The following is a 17,021-nucleotide window of genomic DNA, read 5'->3' on the forward strand; positions in this document are numbered from 1 at the left end:
ATATTACTATGGCAAAGCCAGTAAAGATTACAGAGACAGTTCTGCGTGATGCACATCAGTCACTTATTGCCACCAGAATGCCTACAGAAAAAATGCTTCCCATTATCCCTACAATGGATAAGATTGGCTATAACTCAGTTGAGTGCTGGGGAGGCGCTACATTCGATGCTTCCATGAGATTCCTTAAAGAGGATCCGTGGGAGAGACTTCGTAAGCTCAGAGCCGGTTTCAAGAATACAAAGCTTCAGATGCTCCTTCGTGGTCAGAATATCCTTGGTTACAAGCACTATCCTGATGACGTAGTTGAGTACTTTGTTCAGAAATCAATCGCTAATGGTATTGATATCATTCGTATTTTCGACTGTCTGAATGACCTTCGTAACCTTGAGACATCAGTTAAGGCTACAAAGAAAGAGGGCGGACATGCTCAGATCGCTCTTGCTTATACACTTGGTGATGCTTATACAGAAGAGTACTGGATGAACATCGCAAAAGAGATCGAGTCTATGGGTGCAGATTCAATCTGTATCAAGGATATGGCAGGACTTCTTCTTCCCTACGAGGCAGAGAAGCTTGTTAAGGCTCTTAAGAGTGCTACATCACTTCCTATCGATCTTCATACACACTACACCTCAGGTGTTGCAAGTATGACATATATGAAGGCTGCAGAGGCAGGCGTTGACATCATCGACTGCGCTATTTCACCCTTCGCTCTTGGTACATCACAGCCTGCTACAGAGGTTATGGTTGAGGCCTTTAAGGGTCAGGAATTCGACACAGGTCTTGATCAGAAGCTTCTTGCTGAGGTTGCTGACTACTTCAGACCTTACAGAGAAGAGTGCCTTGCAAGTGGACTTATGGATGCTAAGGTTCTTGGTGTTAACATCAAGACTCTTATGTATCAGGTTCCCGGCGGTATGCTTTCCAACATGGTTAGCCAGCTTAAAGAGCAGAATGCAAGCGACAAGTACAACACAGTGCTTGAGGAGATCCCTCAGGTTCGTAAGGACTTCGGTGAGCCTCCGCTTGTTACACCTTCTTCACAGATCGTTGGTACTCAGGCCGTTATGAACGTGCTTATGGGTGAGAGATATAAGGTTGCTACAGACCAGACCAAGGATCTTCTTGCAGGTGAGTATGGTAAGACAATTAAGCCCTTCAATCCTGAAGTTCAGAAGAAGATCATCGGCGACAGAGAAGTTATCACATGCAGACCTGCAGATAAGCTTGCTCCCGGACTTCCTAAGTTCGAAGAGGATGTTAAGCAGTGGAAGCAGCAGGATGAGGACGTTCTGTCCTATGCACTGTTCCCTCAGGTTGCTACAGATTTCTTCAAATATCGTCTTGCTCAGCAGGATAAGGTTGATCTTACAGCTGCTGACACCAAGAACGGAGCGTATCCGGCATAATCCGAGTCGATTAACGGATAAAAATACAAAGAACAGGTTCCATTACGGAATCTGTTCTTTTTTTTGGTGTCAAAATATACTTTAAATTGTTAATTTGTGATACAATTAGAGTAGTATTTTTATGGCGTTTTGATATTTTGAATTCTACGAAGGGTGAGAGGAAAGAGGATTCGCCTCTAACGATTGCATATGACAGAGTTTGGAAGAGCAAGACCTAAAGAAAATGATTATTATACATCCGGTAAGGATAACAGAAAGTCTGAAGAGAACAGACAGATACTTGCTGCGGATGTCATCAATGGCTTCAGGGTTCGCCCCGGCTACTATGACATCAACGGTGCGACTGTGCTTCCTGACGGTGTCAATTTTACCGTATATTCTAACGGAGCAACTAAGGTTACACTCCTTCTGTATCACAGAGGTGAGGAGAGACCTTATGTTTCGCTTACTTTTCCTGAAAATTACCGAATCGGAAAAGTTCATTCCATGATCGTATTCGGTCTCTTAATCGAAAATCTTGAATATGCCTACCGTATTGATGGACCTTGGGATGAAGAAAAGGGACTTTTATTTGATTATAACCACATACTTCTCGACCCCTATGCAAAGGCTGTTGCGGGCCAGAGAGTTTGGGGGCAGACCATAAAATTTGAGGAAGCTTACAGAGCAAGAGTTGTAAGAAACGATTTTGACTGGGGAGATGTGACCTGGTTAAAAACTCCCATGAGTGACTCTATCATTTATGAGATGCATGTTCGCGGCTTTACCATGGATGAATCCTCAGGAATTAAATGCAGAGGATCCTTTGCCGGAATAATGGAGAAGGTCGATTACCTTAAAAGACTTGGAGTAACTGCGTTAGAGCTGATGCCAATATTCGAGTTTGATGAGACCAGAGATAAGAGAGTGGTCAACGGAAGAACTCTTCTTGATTATTGGGGATATAACACAGTTAGCTTTTTTGCGCCTAATACCAGCTACGCTTCGACTGAGGAGTATAACAGAGAAGGTATTGAGCTTAAGGAGATGATAAAGCTCCTTAAGGAAAACGGAATAGAGGTTATTCTCGACGTTGTATTTAACCATACAGCTGAGGGTAATAAGAATGGACCGTTCATATCCTTTAAGGGATTTGATAACAATATTTATTACATGCTTACACCGGATGGAGATTACTACAACTTCAGTGGCTGTGGTAATACTCTTAACTGTAATCATCCCATGGTTCAGCAGATGATAGTTGAGTGTCTGCACTACTGGGTAGAGGAATATAAGGTTGATGGTTTCAGATTCGACCTTGCAAGTATCCTTGGAAGAGACCAGAACGGTGCGCCTATGGATTCGCCGCCACTTTTACAGAGACTTGCCTTTGACCCTATCCTTGGCGATGTGAAGCTTATAGCAGAAGCCTGGGATGCAGGCGGAATGTATCAGGTTGGTTCCTTCCCTTCATGGGGAAGATGGGCTGAGTGGAACGGAAGATACAGAGACAGTATAAGGTCCTTCCTTAAGGGCGATTATTGGGCTGCGCCTGAAGCAGTAAGCCGTATCACCGGTTCCATGGATATGTATGGTCACAATTATGCAGGCTATGACTCATCTGTTAACTTTATAACCTGTCACGATGGCTTTACTCTGTATGATATGTTTGCCTACAACGAAAAGCATAATGAAGCCAACGGCTGGAATAATACAGATGGCGCCAATGATAACAGAAGCTGGAACTGCGGTCATGAGGGTGAGACAGATAACGAAGAAGTAAATGATCTTCGTTTTAAAATGATGCGAAATGCCATTACCGTTCTTATGTGCAGCAGAGGAACACCCATGATCCTTGCAGGTGATGAGTTTGGCAATACCCAGTTTGGTAATAACAACGCCTATTGTCAGGATAATGAGGTTTCCTGGCTTAACTGGAATCTTTACAGCAAAAACAGGCAGTACTTTGACTTCTACAGGGATATGATCCAGTTTAGAAGAAAGCATCCCTGCATACGTAAGGACTTAAAGCCTGCTATGTCAGGTCTTCCGCATATTTCCGTATTTACGGATCATCCTTACAATACTCATATTTCGGACAGCACCAAGGTTATAAGCATCATGTTCGCTGGATACATCAGGAAAAAGGGGCATGATGACGTTGTTTTGATGTCCGTGAATGTTTTCTGGGAGGATATACAGATAACTCTCCCGGAGCCTCCGGAGGGCTCATACTGGACGCTGGTCGTAGATACTGCAGCTGAGGATAAGAGGTATTTTAACAACCGTCCTAAGCCGCTGACTGTTCCCAACTGGAGACTTAAATCCAGAAGCGTTAGTGTATTTATAGCAGCGTATGGAGAAGGCTATGGCAGATGACAATGAGAAAAAGAGCACCGAGGAAGAGAATAAAGAAGTAGCTGATGCTGCGCCTCCTAAGGAGGAAGAGAATCTTGTTGTGGAAGGATATGAGTTTTTGTCGAAGGAGGATGTGAAAAAGGCAGAATCCGATAAACAAAAGATCGATATTCTTGGACAGAAAATCCACTCCACAAGGATTGTGGACTTAGAGGCTGTTTATGAAAAGGCTATAACCAATAAGATTTTTTCCACGCCGGTGGGCTGGCATTATCTCGCAAAGCTTCGCGACAAGCTCATAGCGGCAGGAGTTAATGAGGAAGATCTGATACCGATTCCTGTAAATACCAAGTTTACCAGGGTTGATTTAAAGGATGAATATCATCCGAGGCAATATATAACGCCCCTTCCTCAAAAAAAGAAAAAGGATGTAAAAGCGACATTCGTAGTACTGATTGCCATGAACCTCATACTTGTGGGACTGGTAATTGCCATGTTCGTGGTGGTCTGGAAAAGCGATAATGACAATATCATAAATTATAAGCAGAATGTCACCAACAGATACGCTGAGTGGGAGGAATCCTTAAAAGAGCGTGAAAAGGCAGTAAGAATCAAGGAAAGAGAGCTTAAGATTCAGGACGATACTGAATACGGCAGTGAAATCGAAGAATAAAAAAGCCTTTTGTATACAAAATGAACACAATTTAAGAATATACTTGTGTTTGGGAGAGTAAAACAATGGAAAAATTAAAAATTTTAGTAGTTGATGATGAATCAAGAATGAGAAAGCTCGTAAGAGACTTCCTCGTAAAAAGCGGCTTTGATGTAATTGAGGCTGAGGATGGACAGAAGGCAGTTGATATCTTTTTTGAGGAAAAGGATATTGCTCTGATAATCCTTGATGTAATGATGCCTAAGATGGATGGCTGGCAGGTCTGCAGAGAGATAAGGGCATATTCAAAGGTGCCGATCATCATGCTTACAGCCAAGACTGAGGAGAGAGACGAGCTTCAGGGCTTTGAGCTTGGAGTTGATGAATATATCGGAAAGCCCTTTAGTCCCAAGATACTTGTAGCAAGAGTTGAAGCTATTTTGAGAAGAACCACACAGGGGGCAAGCGATGATATTGTTGAGGCAGGCGGAATTGTTATTAACAAGGCTGCTCACAATGTCACTATCGATGGCAAGGAGATAGAGCTTTCCTTTAAGGAATTTGAGCTTCTTACCTTCTTTATTGAAAATAAGGGACTTGCTCTTTCAAGAGAGAAGATCCTCAACAACGTCTGGAATTATGACTATTTTGGTGACGCCAGAACAATCGATACCCATGTTAAAAAGCTCCGCGGCAAGATGGGCGAAAAGGGCGACCTTATAAAAACAATATGGGGCATGGGCTACAAGTTTGAACCCTGATAGGAATTTATGTCGAATAACAGTGAAAAAAAGGTAAGGCTATCCTTACGTACAGAGTTAAACATACTGTTTCTGTTTGTCATGGTTGGAATGATATTATTCCTGGTCATAATTAATCAGTTCTTTTTGGAACGTGTTTACTTATCACACCAGCTTGATGTGGTAAAGCAGGCTTACAGAAGCATTGATGAAGCGTCCACAGATGGAAGCTTTTCAACTGATGAATATGATATAGAGCTTCAGAGTATCTGCGATACCTACGGAATTGAGCTTATTGTACTTGATGCCGATTCGCAGATGATAAAGTCGTCCTCCAGTGATGCCGACTACATGGCACATATTCTGTGGGACAATCTTGTGGGCGACAGCCTTTTGGGTGGAACTGAAGGCGTAAAGAGAATAATTGAAAAAAGTAATGACTATACGATTCAGATAGAGACTGATAAGCGCCTTAATACTGAGTATCTGGAGATTTGGGGCGTTATTGAATCCGGTTACATTGTAATGGTTCGAAGTGCACTTGCAGGAATCAGGGAGAGCGTTGGCATTTCAAACAAATTCATGCTTTATGCAGGTCTTGCTGCAATTGTCATTGGTTCAATCAGTATTCTGTACCTTAGCGACAGAATCACGAAGCCTATTCTTCAGCTTTCAAAGATTTCCGAAGAGATGAAAAACCTTAACTTCGAAGCGAAGTATCAGGCTGACAGCAAGCGGAAGAACACTAATGAAATTGATATCCTGGGTGAAAACATAAATGAACTGTCTGAAACCCTGGAGCTTACAATTAAAGAGCTGAAAACAGCCAATAACGAACTGAAGCAGGATATTGCACATAAAGAAGAAATTGATGAGATGCGTCGCGAGTTTTTATCTAATGTATCCCATGAGCTGAAAACTCCTATAGCGCTGATCCAGGGATATGCAGAGGGCCTCGAGGAGGGAATCAGTGATGATCCCGAGAGTATGGCTTTCTATTGTGATGTAATCAGAGATGAAGCATCCAAGATGGATACGCTTGTTAAGAAGCTTCTTACTCTTAATCAGCTCGAATTCGGTAATGATGTTGCGCAGATGGAGCGCTTTGACATCACTGAAACTATAAAGAATTACGTAAAATCTGCCGATATATTAACGAAGCAGAAAAACGCTAAGGTGCAAATGGATGATTATCCTCCGATCTATGTATGGGCGGATGAATTCAAGACAGAAGAAGTTCTTATGAACTATTACAGTAATGCACTTAATCACCTTAGTGGTGACTGCGTTGTGGAGATAAAGCTCAAGACCTATGATGATAAGGTCAGAGTATCAGTATTTAATACCGGAGAGCCGATTCCTGAAGAAAGCATAGGCCATATCTGGGAGAAGTTTTACAAGGTTGATAAGGCAAGGACCAGAGAATATGGCGGAAGTGGCGTTGGACTTTCAATTGTAAAGGCTATTATGGAATCCATGCATCAGGGCTATGGTGTTAATAACTACGATAATGGTGTGGAATTTTGGTTTGAGCTGGAAACAAGATAAAACCTTTTCGGAGGCGTTTATGGTTAAACGTGTTTTAAAGGCTTTAATTACATGCTTTGCTGTGGGGCTTTTACTGACAGGCTGTGGTTCTCAGATTCCTGAAATGACAGAGGATGAGTACAACCAGACTGTTCAGTATATGGTGAGTCTTCTTATGAAGCACTCCAATAACGGAGTTGAGAAGCTGTCATCTTTAAGCTCACTTGAGCTTCAGAGACAGTTGGAGCGAGATGACAGAAATGCTAAAAAGGCTGCCCGTGATAAACAGCTTGAAATTGCTATTGCCAACATGCCTGATAATAACGGAGATGGTGATGGAACAGAAGAGACAGATAACACAGGTGAAGATACTCAGGTTCAGGATACAACGGATACTACAGATGTAGCACAGGCAGAACCTGATAACACTGATGAGAACAATACAGATCAGACTGATTTTACCGAATTCGTAGACGACACTACTGAGAAGACAGAAATAAAGGATGATATTGAGAATCTTTTAGATCAATATGAGGATGACCTGAATGAAGGTATCCAGAATGCAGGATTAGATTTCCCTGAGACTGATGAAAAGCAGGATAATTCTGATACTCCTACAGAATCCATTCCGCCCGCTATGGTAACAGATGAGGGTGGAAGCCCTGCCACTGAGGCAGATAAGGTTGTGGATGGCATGAGACAGGAGCTTTCCAAGGGAATGTTCCTTACATATTCAGGCTACAGTGTTGCTGCAACCTATCCTGACAACGATGATATTTTCGTAATAAACGCAACTGCAGGTAAAAAGCTTCTTATCCTCAATTTCAGGCTTGCAAATACTAGTGGCATGGACGTTACCGTTGATATGGTAAAGGCAAATCCTCATTTTCAGATTATTTTAAACGGCGTTAATGTGGGATATACCAATGTAACAATGCTTGATAATGACCTCAGCTCCTTTGCGGGAACAATAACCTCAGGTCAGAAAAAGAGCATGGTTCTTATAAAGCAGATGGATGCTGCTAAGCTTAAAAACGTCGAAACGCTTGGACTTATCGGGGATCTTGGCGGAGAGACAATAGAATTTAACCTGGAATAAATGCATTTTGAATAACGTATTTTTAGCCCTCTTTACTGAACAAATCGGCAAAGAGGGCTTTGCATATTCGAAATTTACTATGGTTTCTATTAAATATGTATAAATTTTTTCGTTTTTCTGCAAATTTCGTGATATACTAATTTAGTTATAAAGAACATATTTAACTATTTGGAACAGAGTAGTTATAATCATTTTCAATAAACGAGGTAAATGTATGAAACAGTTAGACGATTATGTAAGAACAATACCAGATTTTCCGGAACCCGGCATTATGTTCCGCGATATTTCAACAGTACTTGCAGATCCTGACGGACTTCAGCTTGCTATAAATGAGATGCAGGACCTTGTAAAGGACGTTGATTTCGACGTAATAGTTGGTGCTGAATCAAGAGGCTTTATTTTTGGTACATGTATTGCTTATAACCTTAAGAAGGGTCTTGTTATGACTCGTAAAAAGGGTAAGCTTCCCTGCGAGACCATTTCTGAGGATTATGACCTTGAGTATGGCAAGGCTACACTTGAGATGCACAAGGATTCGATCAAGCCCGGCCAGAAGGTTCTTATCGTAGATGACCTTATTGCTACAGGCGGAACTGTACAGGCTATGATCAAGATGATCGAGAGACTTGGCGGTGAGGTTGCAGGTGTTCTTGTACTTATGGAGCTCAAGGGACTTCACGGCAGAGAAGCGCTTGGAAAATACAAGCTTTTCTCAGCTCTTGCATATGACGGAAAATAAATTACTAAATTAACGGAGTACACGCATGGGTCAGACAGAATTTGATGATGGAAAAATTGAATCAATCGATGAATTTCAGTCTCCCGAAGCTCTTTACGAAGGGCTTATTACCCGTGTCCGCAAATATCACCCTTCAGATGATATTACTTTGATTGAGAAGGCTTATCAGGCTGCAGCCGAGGCTCATAAGGAGCAGAGGCGTAAGTCGGGTGAGCCTTATATTATTCATCCTCTCTGTGTTTCAATCATCCTTGCTGATCTGGAATTGGATAAGGAGACGATTGCAGCGGGACTTCTTCACGATGTCGTTGAGGATACCATCTATACCAAGAAACAGGTAGAGGAACAGTTCGGTGCTGATGTTGCACTTCTTGTTGACGGAGTTACCAAGCTGCAGGGACTGGAGCTTTCCGGGGACTATGCGACCAAGACTCCTGACCAGATGGAGATGCAGGCTCAGAACCTTCGTAAGATGTTCCTTGCTATGGCTAAGGATATTCGAGTTATTCTGATCAAGCTTGCGGACAGACTGCATAATATGCGAACACTTAAGCATATGCCGCCGGAGAAGCAGCAGAGGATTGCTCAGGAGACCCTTGATATTTACAGTCCTATAGCAGGAAGACTTGGTATCAGTAAAATTAAGATTGAGCTTGATGATCTCTCACTTAAATACCTTGAACCTGATATTTACTATGATCTCGTTAAGAGAGTTGCTCAGAGAAAGGTTGAGAGAGAAAAATACGTTGAGGAGATATGCGCAGAGGTAAGAGAGCATATCAGCACAGCCGGAATACACGGCGATGTAAACGGACGAGTTAAGCATTTCTTTAGTATCTATAAGAAGATGCACAATCAGGGTAAGACCCTGGATCAGCTCTATGATTTATTCGCGGTCAGAATAATAGTAGATTCTGTTAAGGACTGCTATGCAGCTCTTGGTGTAATCCATGAGATGTATAAGCCTATTCCCGGCAGATTTAAAGACTATATTGCTATGCCCAAGCCCAATATGTATCAGTCACTTCATACCACACTGATTGGTGCTTCGGGTCAGCCCTTCGAGATACAGATCAGAACCTATGACATGCACCGTGCAGCTGAATACGGTATCGCAGCTCACTGGAAGTATAAAGAGGCTTCCGATGGTAAGCATGTTGAGGGACAGGAAGAAGAGAAGCTTATCTGGCTCAGACAGATCCTTGAATGGCAACAGGATATGTCGGATAACCAGGAGTTCATGAATCTTCTTAAGAGCGACCTTAACCTGTTCTCAGAGGATGTATACTGCTTTACTCCTAACGGAGAAGTTAAGAACCTGCCTGCGGGCTCTACACCTATCGATTTTGCCTACAGTATTCACAGCGCAGTAGGTAACAAGATGATCGGAGCCAAGGTAAACGGCAAGCTTGTTCCCATCGATTACAGAATTCAGAACGGTGACAGAATTGAAATCCTTACCAGCCAGAATTCCAAGGGACCCAGCCGTGACTGGCTCAGTATTGTAGGAAGTACATCCACCAAGAATAAGATCAACCAGTGGTTCAGGAATGAGTTCAAGGAAGAGAATATCAGCAAGGGTAAGGAAGCTCTAGTTGAATATTGTAAGTCCAAGGGCATAGATATCTATAATGTCATGAAGCCTGAGTACCAGAATCTTATAGTCAGAAAATACGGCTTCCACAGCTGGGATGCTGTTCTTGCAGCTGTAGGTCATGGTGGTCTTAAAGAGGGACAGGTTGTAAATAAGATTCTTGAGCTTTACGACAAGGATCACAAGCAGAATATGACTGATGAGGAGGTTCTTGCTGCAGTTGCGGAATCTAATGTAACTCCTCGTATCAGCAGTAGCGGAAGTGCAATTATCGTTAAGGGTATTCACGATGTTGCAGTCAGATTTTCAAAGTGCTGTAACCCTGTACCCGGCGATCCAATAGTTGGATTTGTTACCAGAGGTCGTGGCGTGTCTATTCACAGAAAAGACTGTGTCAATGTACGCGCTATGCAAAACGAAGACAGAACAAGGCTCATAGAAGCCAAGTGGGAAAGCCACGCTCTTGGCGAGAAGTATGTAGCTACTATCAATATTTTTGCTAATAACAGACCGGGACTTCTTGCGGATGTTTCAAGAGCTCTTACTGAGAAAAACGTTGATATTCTTTCAATGAATACCCGTACCAGTAAGCAGGGACTTGCGACTATGGAAACATCCTTCCAGGTTTCAAGCAGAGAAGAGCTTGGGGAGATTGTTGATAAGATTAGAAATATTGACAGTGTCATCGATATCGAGAGAACTACAGGCTGATGCAGAATTCATTTTTATGAATTCTCATCCTGTTCTCGATACCGTGCTTTATGAAAGGTATTGAAAATGGCAAATAGGGAGATAGGAACTGCGGCAGTTGGATCCATGTGCCTGGGAATGGTACAGACTAACTGCTATTTTGTTTTTAAAGAAGATGGAAATGATCATGGCGTTGATACTGTGCCTGAAAGCGAGAGGGAATTTACGCCTGTGATATTTTTTGATCCGGCTGACCACGGTGCCATGATATATGATGAATTAAAAAAGCGTGGCTTTAAGGTTGAAGCCATATATCTGACCCATGGACATTTTGATCATATAAGCGGCGTGAAGGAACTGCAGAAGCTGTCCGGAGCAAAGGTATATGCCTATGAAAAAGAGGCTAAACTCTGCGAGGATCTGGATTATAATCTTTCAAACATGTTTGGAGGAAATGCCAGCGTAAAGCCTGATGAACTTCTATCTGATGGTGATATGTGCGAGTGTGCAGGCCTTAAGTTCAAGCTTATTGCTACGCCCGGACATACACCGGGAAGCTGCTGCTATTATTTTGAGGATGACAGGATTCTTATTAGTGGAGACACCTTATTCGAAGGATCGGTTGGCCGAACGGACTTCCCCGGTGGATCAGCGGCAACTCTTGTAAGATCCTGTCATGAAAAGCTCTTTGTTCTTCCTGATGATACCGTTGTTTATCCGGGACATGGCGCTGAGACCACCATCGGCTTTGAGAAAGAACATAATATGTATTTATAAAAAAGGTACCAATAAATGATTCAAGTAATACTGAATAAAGATAAGTTCAAATATGATATCCATTCTCTTGTTAAGGCGTTTTATCCAAAGGAGGATGTAAGCGTTCTTACAGCCAAAGAAGCTAAGGATAAGGAACAGGAATATATTTTTAAAATTGAAATAAATCTTGAAGAGGAAAAGGGACTGATTTCCATGAAAATAATTCATGGAGACGGAAGCAAAGTCAGTGCAAGTACTGAATGCTCCGATGGTGAAACGGAGAGCTCCGGTTCAACCAACGGCTCTGCCGCATCTCTTTCAACACCTAAGAACGCTCTTAAGCAGATGATGTACAGGGAGCTTTCCAAGGAGATAGGACATGATCTTCCCTGGGGTTCACTTACAGGCATACGTCCCACCAGGATTCCGATGCAGATGCTGGAAGCCGGCAAGGAAGAGAAAGAGATAAAGGCCTATATGCAGGATACATTTTTTGTTTCCGATGAGAAGACGGATCTTGCTTATGATATAGCCCTTAGGGAAAAGAAAATTCTTGATGACATTAACTATGAAAACGGCTACAGCATTTATCTTGGAATTCCATTTTGCCCTACAACCTGCCTTTATTGTTCCTTCACGTCATTCCCGATAGTGACCTGGAAAAAGAAGGTGGATTCCTACATAGACTGTCTTCTTAAGGAGATAGATTATGTAGCAGATGCTTTTAAGGGGAAAGTGGTTAATTCTGTTTACATAGGAGGCGGTACGCCTACAACTCTTGAACCTGAGCAGATGACAAGGCTTATAACATATCTCAGGGAAAAGATAGATATTTCCGAGTGCAGGGAGTTTACTGTTGAATCCGGAAGACCTGATTCCATAACAAGAGAAAAGCTTCATGCCATGAGAGAATGTGGCGTTGACAGAATATCCGTTAATCCGCAGACCATGAGCGATGAGACATTAAAGCGAATCGGAAGACAGCATACAGTTGGCCAGTTCGTTGATGCCTACAATATGGCAAGGGAAGAGGGCTTTGATAATATCAATATGGATATTATCCTGGGACTCCCCGGAGAAACTGAGGAAGATGTTAAGCATACAATGCATGAGATAGAAAAGCTTGGTCCTGATGATCTTACAGTACACAGTCTGTCCGTAAAGAGAGGTTCAAGACTGGCTGAGCATATAAGAAACAATGGTTTCTTTGTGGCAGGTGATACCGGGAGAATGATGAAGATAGCAAAAGAGGGCGCTTCAAAAATGGGACTTACGCCATACTATCTCTACAGACAGAAGAATATCTCCGGAAACCTTGAGAACACAGGCTATGCCCGCGAGGGAAAGGCCGGAATATATAACATTCTTATGATGGAAGAGGTTCAATCAATTGTGGCTCTTGGTGCGGGAACCGTAACCAAGCGTGTTTACGGAGATGGCAGAATTGAGCGCTGTGACAATGTTAAAGACGTCACTCTTTATATGAACAGTATTGACGATATGATCGACCGTAAAAGAAGATTATTTTCGTGAGGGGAATAAAGTTTTTTGGGAAGTGAATTAAATGCAAAACACAAAAAGATATGAAATGATGACTAAAACGCCGGTTCCGCAGCTTATATTAAAGCTGGCGGTTCCGACAATTATCAGTATGCTTGTAACGGGAATTTACAACACTGCTGATACCTTCTTTGTCGGTAAGATTTCAACACAGGCCACAGCAGCTGTAGGTCTTGTTTTTACGGTAATGGCTCTTGTACAGGCCACCGGTTTCTTCTGCGGACATGGCTCCGGTAATTTCCTGTCAAGAATGCTTGGCGCTGGTAAGACAAAGGAAGCGAACGAGATGGCTTCCACTGGCTTTACCATTGCTATAATACTTGGTGTGATAATAGCGATTGTAGGCAATATATTCGTTGACGACATCGCCATGATGATAGGCTCGACACCTACAACACTTGCGGACACCAGGATTTACATGAGAATAATACTGATAGGCGCTCCCTTTATGACCGGGCAGTTTGTTATAAACAATCAGCTTAGGTTCCAGGGAAGCGCAGTTTACGCCATGATCGGTCTTATGTGCGGCGCAGTTATGAATATGGGGCTGGATCCGCTTCTTATTTTCGTATTCCATATGGGCGTAGCAGGTGCTGCTATAGCGACCATAATGGGGCAGCTTACAAGCTTCATCGTTCTTCTTATTGGAAGCAGTAAGGGTGAAAATATCAGGCTTTCATTCTCTAACATCAGGATAAATACCTATTACATAAAAGAGATTATAAACGGCGGAGCACCGTCTCTTTTCAGGCAGGGACTTGCAGCTGTAGCATCACTTCTCATGAACAAGGCTGCAGGAAGCTTTGGAGGAGATGCAGCTATTGCAGGAATGTCTGTTAACACCAGGGTAATGATGATGATGTCCTCAGCACTTATTGGCTTTGGTCAGGGCTATCAGCCTGTATGCTCCTTTAACTATGGTGCGGGACTTAAAAAACGTGTTAAGGAAGGATATTTCTTCTGCCTTAAATACTCCACGATTTTCCTGTGTATCCTGGGAGCTCTGTGCTTTTATTTTGCACCACAGATTATTTCTGTTTTCAGAGATGATCCTGAGGTTATTGCGGTTGGTACCGTGGCACTTAAATGGACATCTGCAACAATTCCGCTTAGCGGATGTATAGTCATGACCAATATGATGCTTCAATCCATAGGAAAAGGCTTCAAAGCATCAATAATGGCATCCTGCAGAAACGGTATTTTCTTTATTCCGCTTATTCTGATCCTGCCTCAGATTTTCGGACTTTTCGGAGTTGAGATCACACAGGCAGTGGCAGATATGTTTTCAATAGCTGTGTCAATTCCGCTTGCCTATTCCGAGATAAGATATTTTAAGGAATGATGCAAATTTAGACTTTAGTTTGTTTTGTGCTATGAGAAGATTATAGGAATCATATAATCTTAAAATTGTATAAAAAATTAACTATTAACTGAATATTCGATTTTTATATGATATTATATTGTATAGAGTTAACCACTGATTTACCCATGCTAAAAAGCAGGAGGAGGAATTATGCAAGGCTATACTAAGATTGAGTATTCAAGAAATACTGATGTAATTCTTCGTAACACAAAGGGACATTTTATTACTCCCAATGCACATGTTAATTATTTCATTGACCTTTGCGATACTAAGGCTAGAATGAAAGAGGCAAGGGCAGCCGGTGAGGCATTGGCTGAGTTTTATATTGCTTCAGAGGTTATTGATACGATTCTTTGCCTTAACGGTATGGAGGTTGTTGGTTCCTATTTGGCAGATGCGCTTACTCAGGCAGGAGTTATCTCCAAGAACGCTCATAAGACCATGTACATTACAGGTCCTGAGTACAATGTAAGCGGACAGATTATGTTCCGTGACAACAATAAGCATATGATAGCTGACAAGAAGGTGCTTATTCTATCTGATTCCGTTACTACAGGCGGTATGCTGAGAAACGCCATTGAGTCCGTGAGATTTTATAAGGGCGAGGTTGTTGGTGTTGCAGCATTCTTCTCAGTAGCTACTCAGATTGAAGGCTATCCTATAAGATCACTTTTCTCAACAAGAGAGCTTCCGGATTATGCTAATTATCCTCATGACAATTGTCCTCTCTGTAAAGAAGGAGTGCCGGTGGATGCAATCTGTAACGGATTTGGATATTCTACACTTTAAAAGCAGTTTTATTTAAGTATATTCGTATATTTTGTATGCTTGATGAATCCCCTAAACGTTGATAGAATCAATGGTTAGGGGATTTTTCCCTTTATAAAAGAAAAGCATTGAAAGGGGAGTATCTTTTAGATACAGGTATGAAATGAATTGCAATCCAAACGATCAATTTAATTCCCGGAAAAAATCACCTTTTAAAAAGGTATTGCTGGCAATTGTCATAGCTCTTACATTAATTATCTATGGCACGGCATTTTTTGTATTTTTCAAATTTGTAAAGCCGATAATAATCGGTAATATCATTGCGGGTGAAGAAATTGCAGAGATAAAAGCTGAAAATTCTGATGATACGAAAGGAAATCAGAATGATGCCAATACCTTTGTAGAGGTCCCTTCACTTAGTGATATAACTGTAGAATCAGATCCTGTAAACTTTGATGAAATATGGGATGAGGGTGATGCAGATACGGTTTTCTACAATGAGGAGAATACACCCACATATATATGGGCGACCCATGCAACTGCTATCTATGCAAAGCTTGAGTATGGTTATCAGGATAAACTGATAGGACATATTATTTCTGATAGTGATGTTGATGACTGGAAAAGCTTCCTTGATAATGCATGGAGCATTTATGACAGGGATTCCGCAAAAGAGACAATAGAGCGCATGACAAATCATGGGCACAAGGAAAGCTTCAGAGAGTATGTAAAATCAGACTCAGATGTCCAGGAAGCTATAAATGCAATAGCAAGTGATTTTGGAAGTCTTAATACAATAGAGGATGCGGATAATGTAACTGAGGACTATCTGAAATCAAAGGGCATAAGATCGTTTACTATGGGGAAGATAAGAGGAGCAGCTCTAGCCTATAGCAGATTTGGTGAAAAGGGTCTTGATGGCTATGATTTCCTCAGACTTATAAGAGTTACCTATATAAGCTTTAAATGTGGATACCTTTCTCAGAATGAATATATGAAGCTTGTTGAGATTTTCAATGACAGGCTTAGGGTAACATATAACGATTTCAAAGAAATACATGAGACATATTATTACGGCGAAATGTTCCGTAATGAATACAGCTCGGAAGATGAGAAGAATCAGGCAATCAGGGATGCAATTGCAGGGCTTGATAAGGATGGTTTCTACGAAACTGCAGATAAAGAATATGAAATGGTAGATAACCATGATGATGAATACTATAAAATGGTTGGAAAAGCCGATGGATCAAACAATGTTTATGAATCAGACATTGAGCTTTCGGATAACCTTGAGGACTATACTTTTTCAATAAATGGCAGAGTTTATAAGCTTCCGCTTTCATATGATGAGATAGTAGACGGAGGCTTTACCCCGGATACAGACGGTAACTACCTGGTTCCTGCGGGAGAATCCTATTACTTTAAGGGCAGCTATATGGGCAATGAGTATTCCAAGCTTGACTTTGCAGTTTTGAATAATACTGACCAGGACCAAAAGCTTGCAGATATCCCGATTATTCTGGTAAATGGTAATCAGTTCAGATGGAATCAGTACAGAAAGTACCCCTATAAAATCGCTGGAGGCTTGGAAATCGAGTACTCTACAATTGATGATGTAGAGAAGATGTTTGGACCCTTAACTGTTCCGGAAGACAGCACAGAGGATGTTCTCGGAACTACAATGTATTATTATGAATACAATTTTGATAGCGGCTGGTACAGATTCATCGTTCAACCAAACGGAGAACTTGCCGGAATAAGAATGTGTAAATATTTGGAGGAATAAA

Annotated in this window: 13 protein-coding genes; all 13 read left to right on the top strand. The window is 41.8% G+C overall.

What is annotated here, in order from left to right; translation table 11 throughout:
• Window positions 1-8: 8 nt before the first annotated feature.
• The 13 genes from G587_RS0100260 (at window position 9) to G587_RS0100320 (ending at window position 17,020) form a co-directional block, all read left to right on the top strand.
• Window positions 9-1,409 carry an oxaloacetate decarboxylase subunit alpha gene (locus tag G587_RS0100260; protein WP_026490581.1) on the top strand — a complete coding sequence of 467 codons (1,401 nt, stop codon included), beginning with the start codon at window positions 9-11 and terminating at the stop codon, window positions 1,407-1,409.
• A 189-nt stretch (window positions 1,410-1,598) separates the two neighbouring features.
• Window positions 1,599-3,767 carry a glycogen debranching protein GlgX gene (glgX, locus tag G587_RS20745; RefSeq protein WP_051200447.1) on the top strand — a complete coding sequence of 723 codons (2,169 nt, stop codon included), beginning with the start codon at window positions 1,599-1,601 and terminating at the stop codon, window positions 3,765-3,767.
• Window positions 3,757-4,419 (top strand): hypothetical protein, encoded by a 663-nt coding sequence (locus G587_RS0100270; RefSeq protein ID WP_026490582.1) that lies wholly within the window; start codon window positions 3,757-3,759, stop codon window positions 4,417-4,419. Before glgX ends, G587_RS0100270 begins: the two co-directional genes overlap by 11 nt.
• 65 nt (window positions 4,420-4,484) lie before the next feature.
• Window positions 4,485-5,159, top strand: coding sequence for a response regulator transcription factor (locus tag G587_RS0100275; protein WP_026490583.1), 675 nt, complete (start codon window positions 4,485-4,487; stop codon window positions 5,157-5,159).
• 9 nt (window positions 5,160-5,168) lie between these two features.
• Window positions 5,169-6,686, top strand: a complete 1,518-nt coding sequence (locus G587_RS0100280) for a sensor histidine kinase (RefSeq protein ID WP_026490584.1) — start codon at window positions 5,169-5,171, stop codon at window positions 6,684-6,686.
• Window positions 6,687-6,705: 19 nt separating this feature from the next.
• A complete protein-coding gene (locus G587_RS0100285; protein WP_026490585.1) occupies window positions 6,706-7,764 on the top strand; it encodes a hypothetical protein in 1,059 nt (352 codons plus the stop codon).
• Window positions 7,765-7,978: 214 nt separating this feature from the next.
• The gene (locus G587_RS0100290; protein ID WP_026490586.1) at window positions 7,979-8,503 is read left to right on the top strand and encodes an adenine phosphoribosyltransferase; all 525 of its coding nucleotides are present in this window, start codon (window positions 7,979-7,981) and stop codon (window positions 8,501-8,503) included.
• Between the two features lie 25 nt (window positions 8,504-8,528).
• On the top strand, window positions 8,529-10,808 hold the full coding sequence (locus G587_RS0100295; RefSeq protein ID WP_026490587.1) for a RelA/SpoT family protein: 2,280 nt from the start codon (window positions 8,529-8,531) through the stop codon (window positions 10,806-10,808).
• A gap of 66 nt (window positions 10,809-10,874) precedes the next feature.
• Complete coding sequence (locus tag G587_RS0100300) at window positions 10,875-11,564, top strand: MBL fold metallo-hydrolase (RefSeq protein ID WP_026490588.1); 690 nt, start codon at window positions 10,875-10,877, stop codon at window positions 11,562-11,564.
• 15 nt (window positions 11,565-11,579) lie between these two features.
• Complete coding sequence (gene hemZ, locus G587_RS0100305; protein WP_026490589.1) at window positions 11,580-13,076, top strand: coproporphyrinogen dehydrogenase HemZ; 1,497 nt, start codon at window positions 11,580-11,582, stop codon at window positions 13,074-13,076.
• 31 nt (window positions 13,077-13,107) lie between these two features.
• Window positions 13,108-14,445, top strand: coding sequence for an MATE family efflux transporter (locus G587_RS0100310; protein ID WP_026490590.1), 1,338 nt, complete (start codon window positions 13,108-13,110; stop codon window positions 14,443-14,445).
• 171 nt (window positions 14,446-14,616) lie between these two features.
• Window positions 14,617-15,255, top strand: a complete 639-nt coding sequence (locus G587_RS0100315) for an orotate phosphoribosyltransferase (RefSeq protein ID WP_026490591.1) — start codon at window positions 14,617-14,619, stop codon at window positions 15,253-15,255.
• Window positions 15,256-15,397: 142 nt separating this feature from the next.
• Window positions 15,398-17,020, top strand: coding sequence for a DUF1266 domain-containing protein (locus tag G587_RS0100320; RefSeq protein WP_081679278.1), 1,623 nt, complete (start codon window positions 15,398-15,400; stop codon window positions 17,018-17,020).
• Window position 17,021: the final 1 nt, after the last annotated feature.

Origin of the sequence: Butyrivibrio sp. XPD2002, from assembly GCF_000423945.1 — a bacterium.
In the GTDB taxonomy this organism is placed as follows: domain Bacteria; phylum Bacillota; class Clostridia; order Lachnospirales; family Lachnospiraceae; genus Butyrivibrio.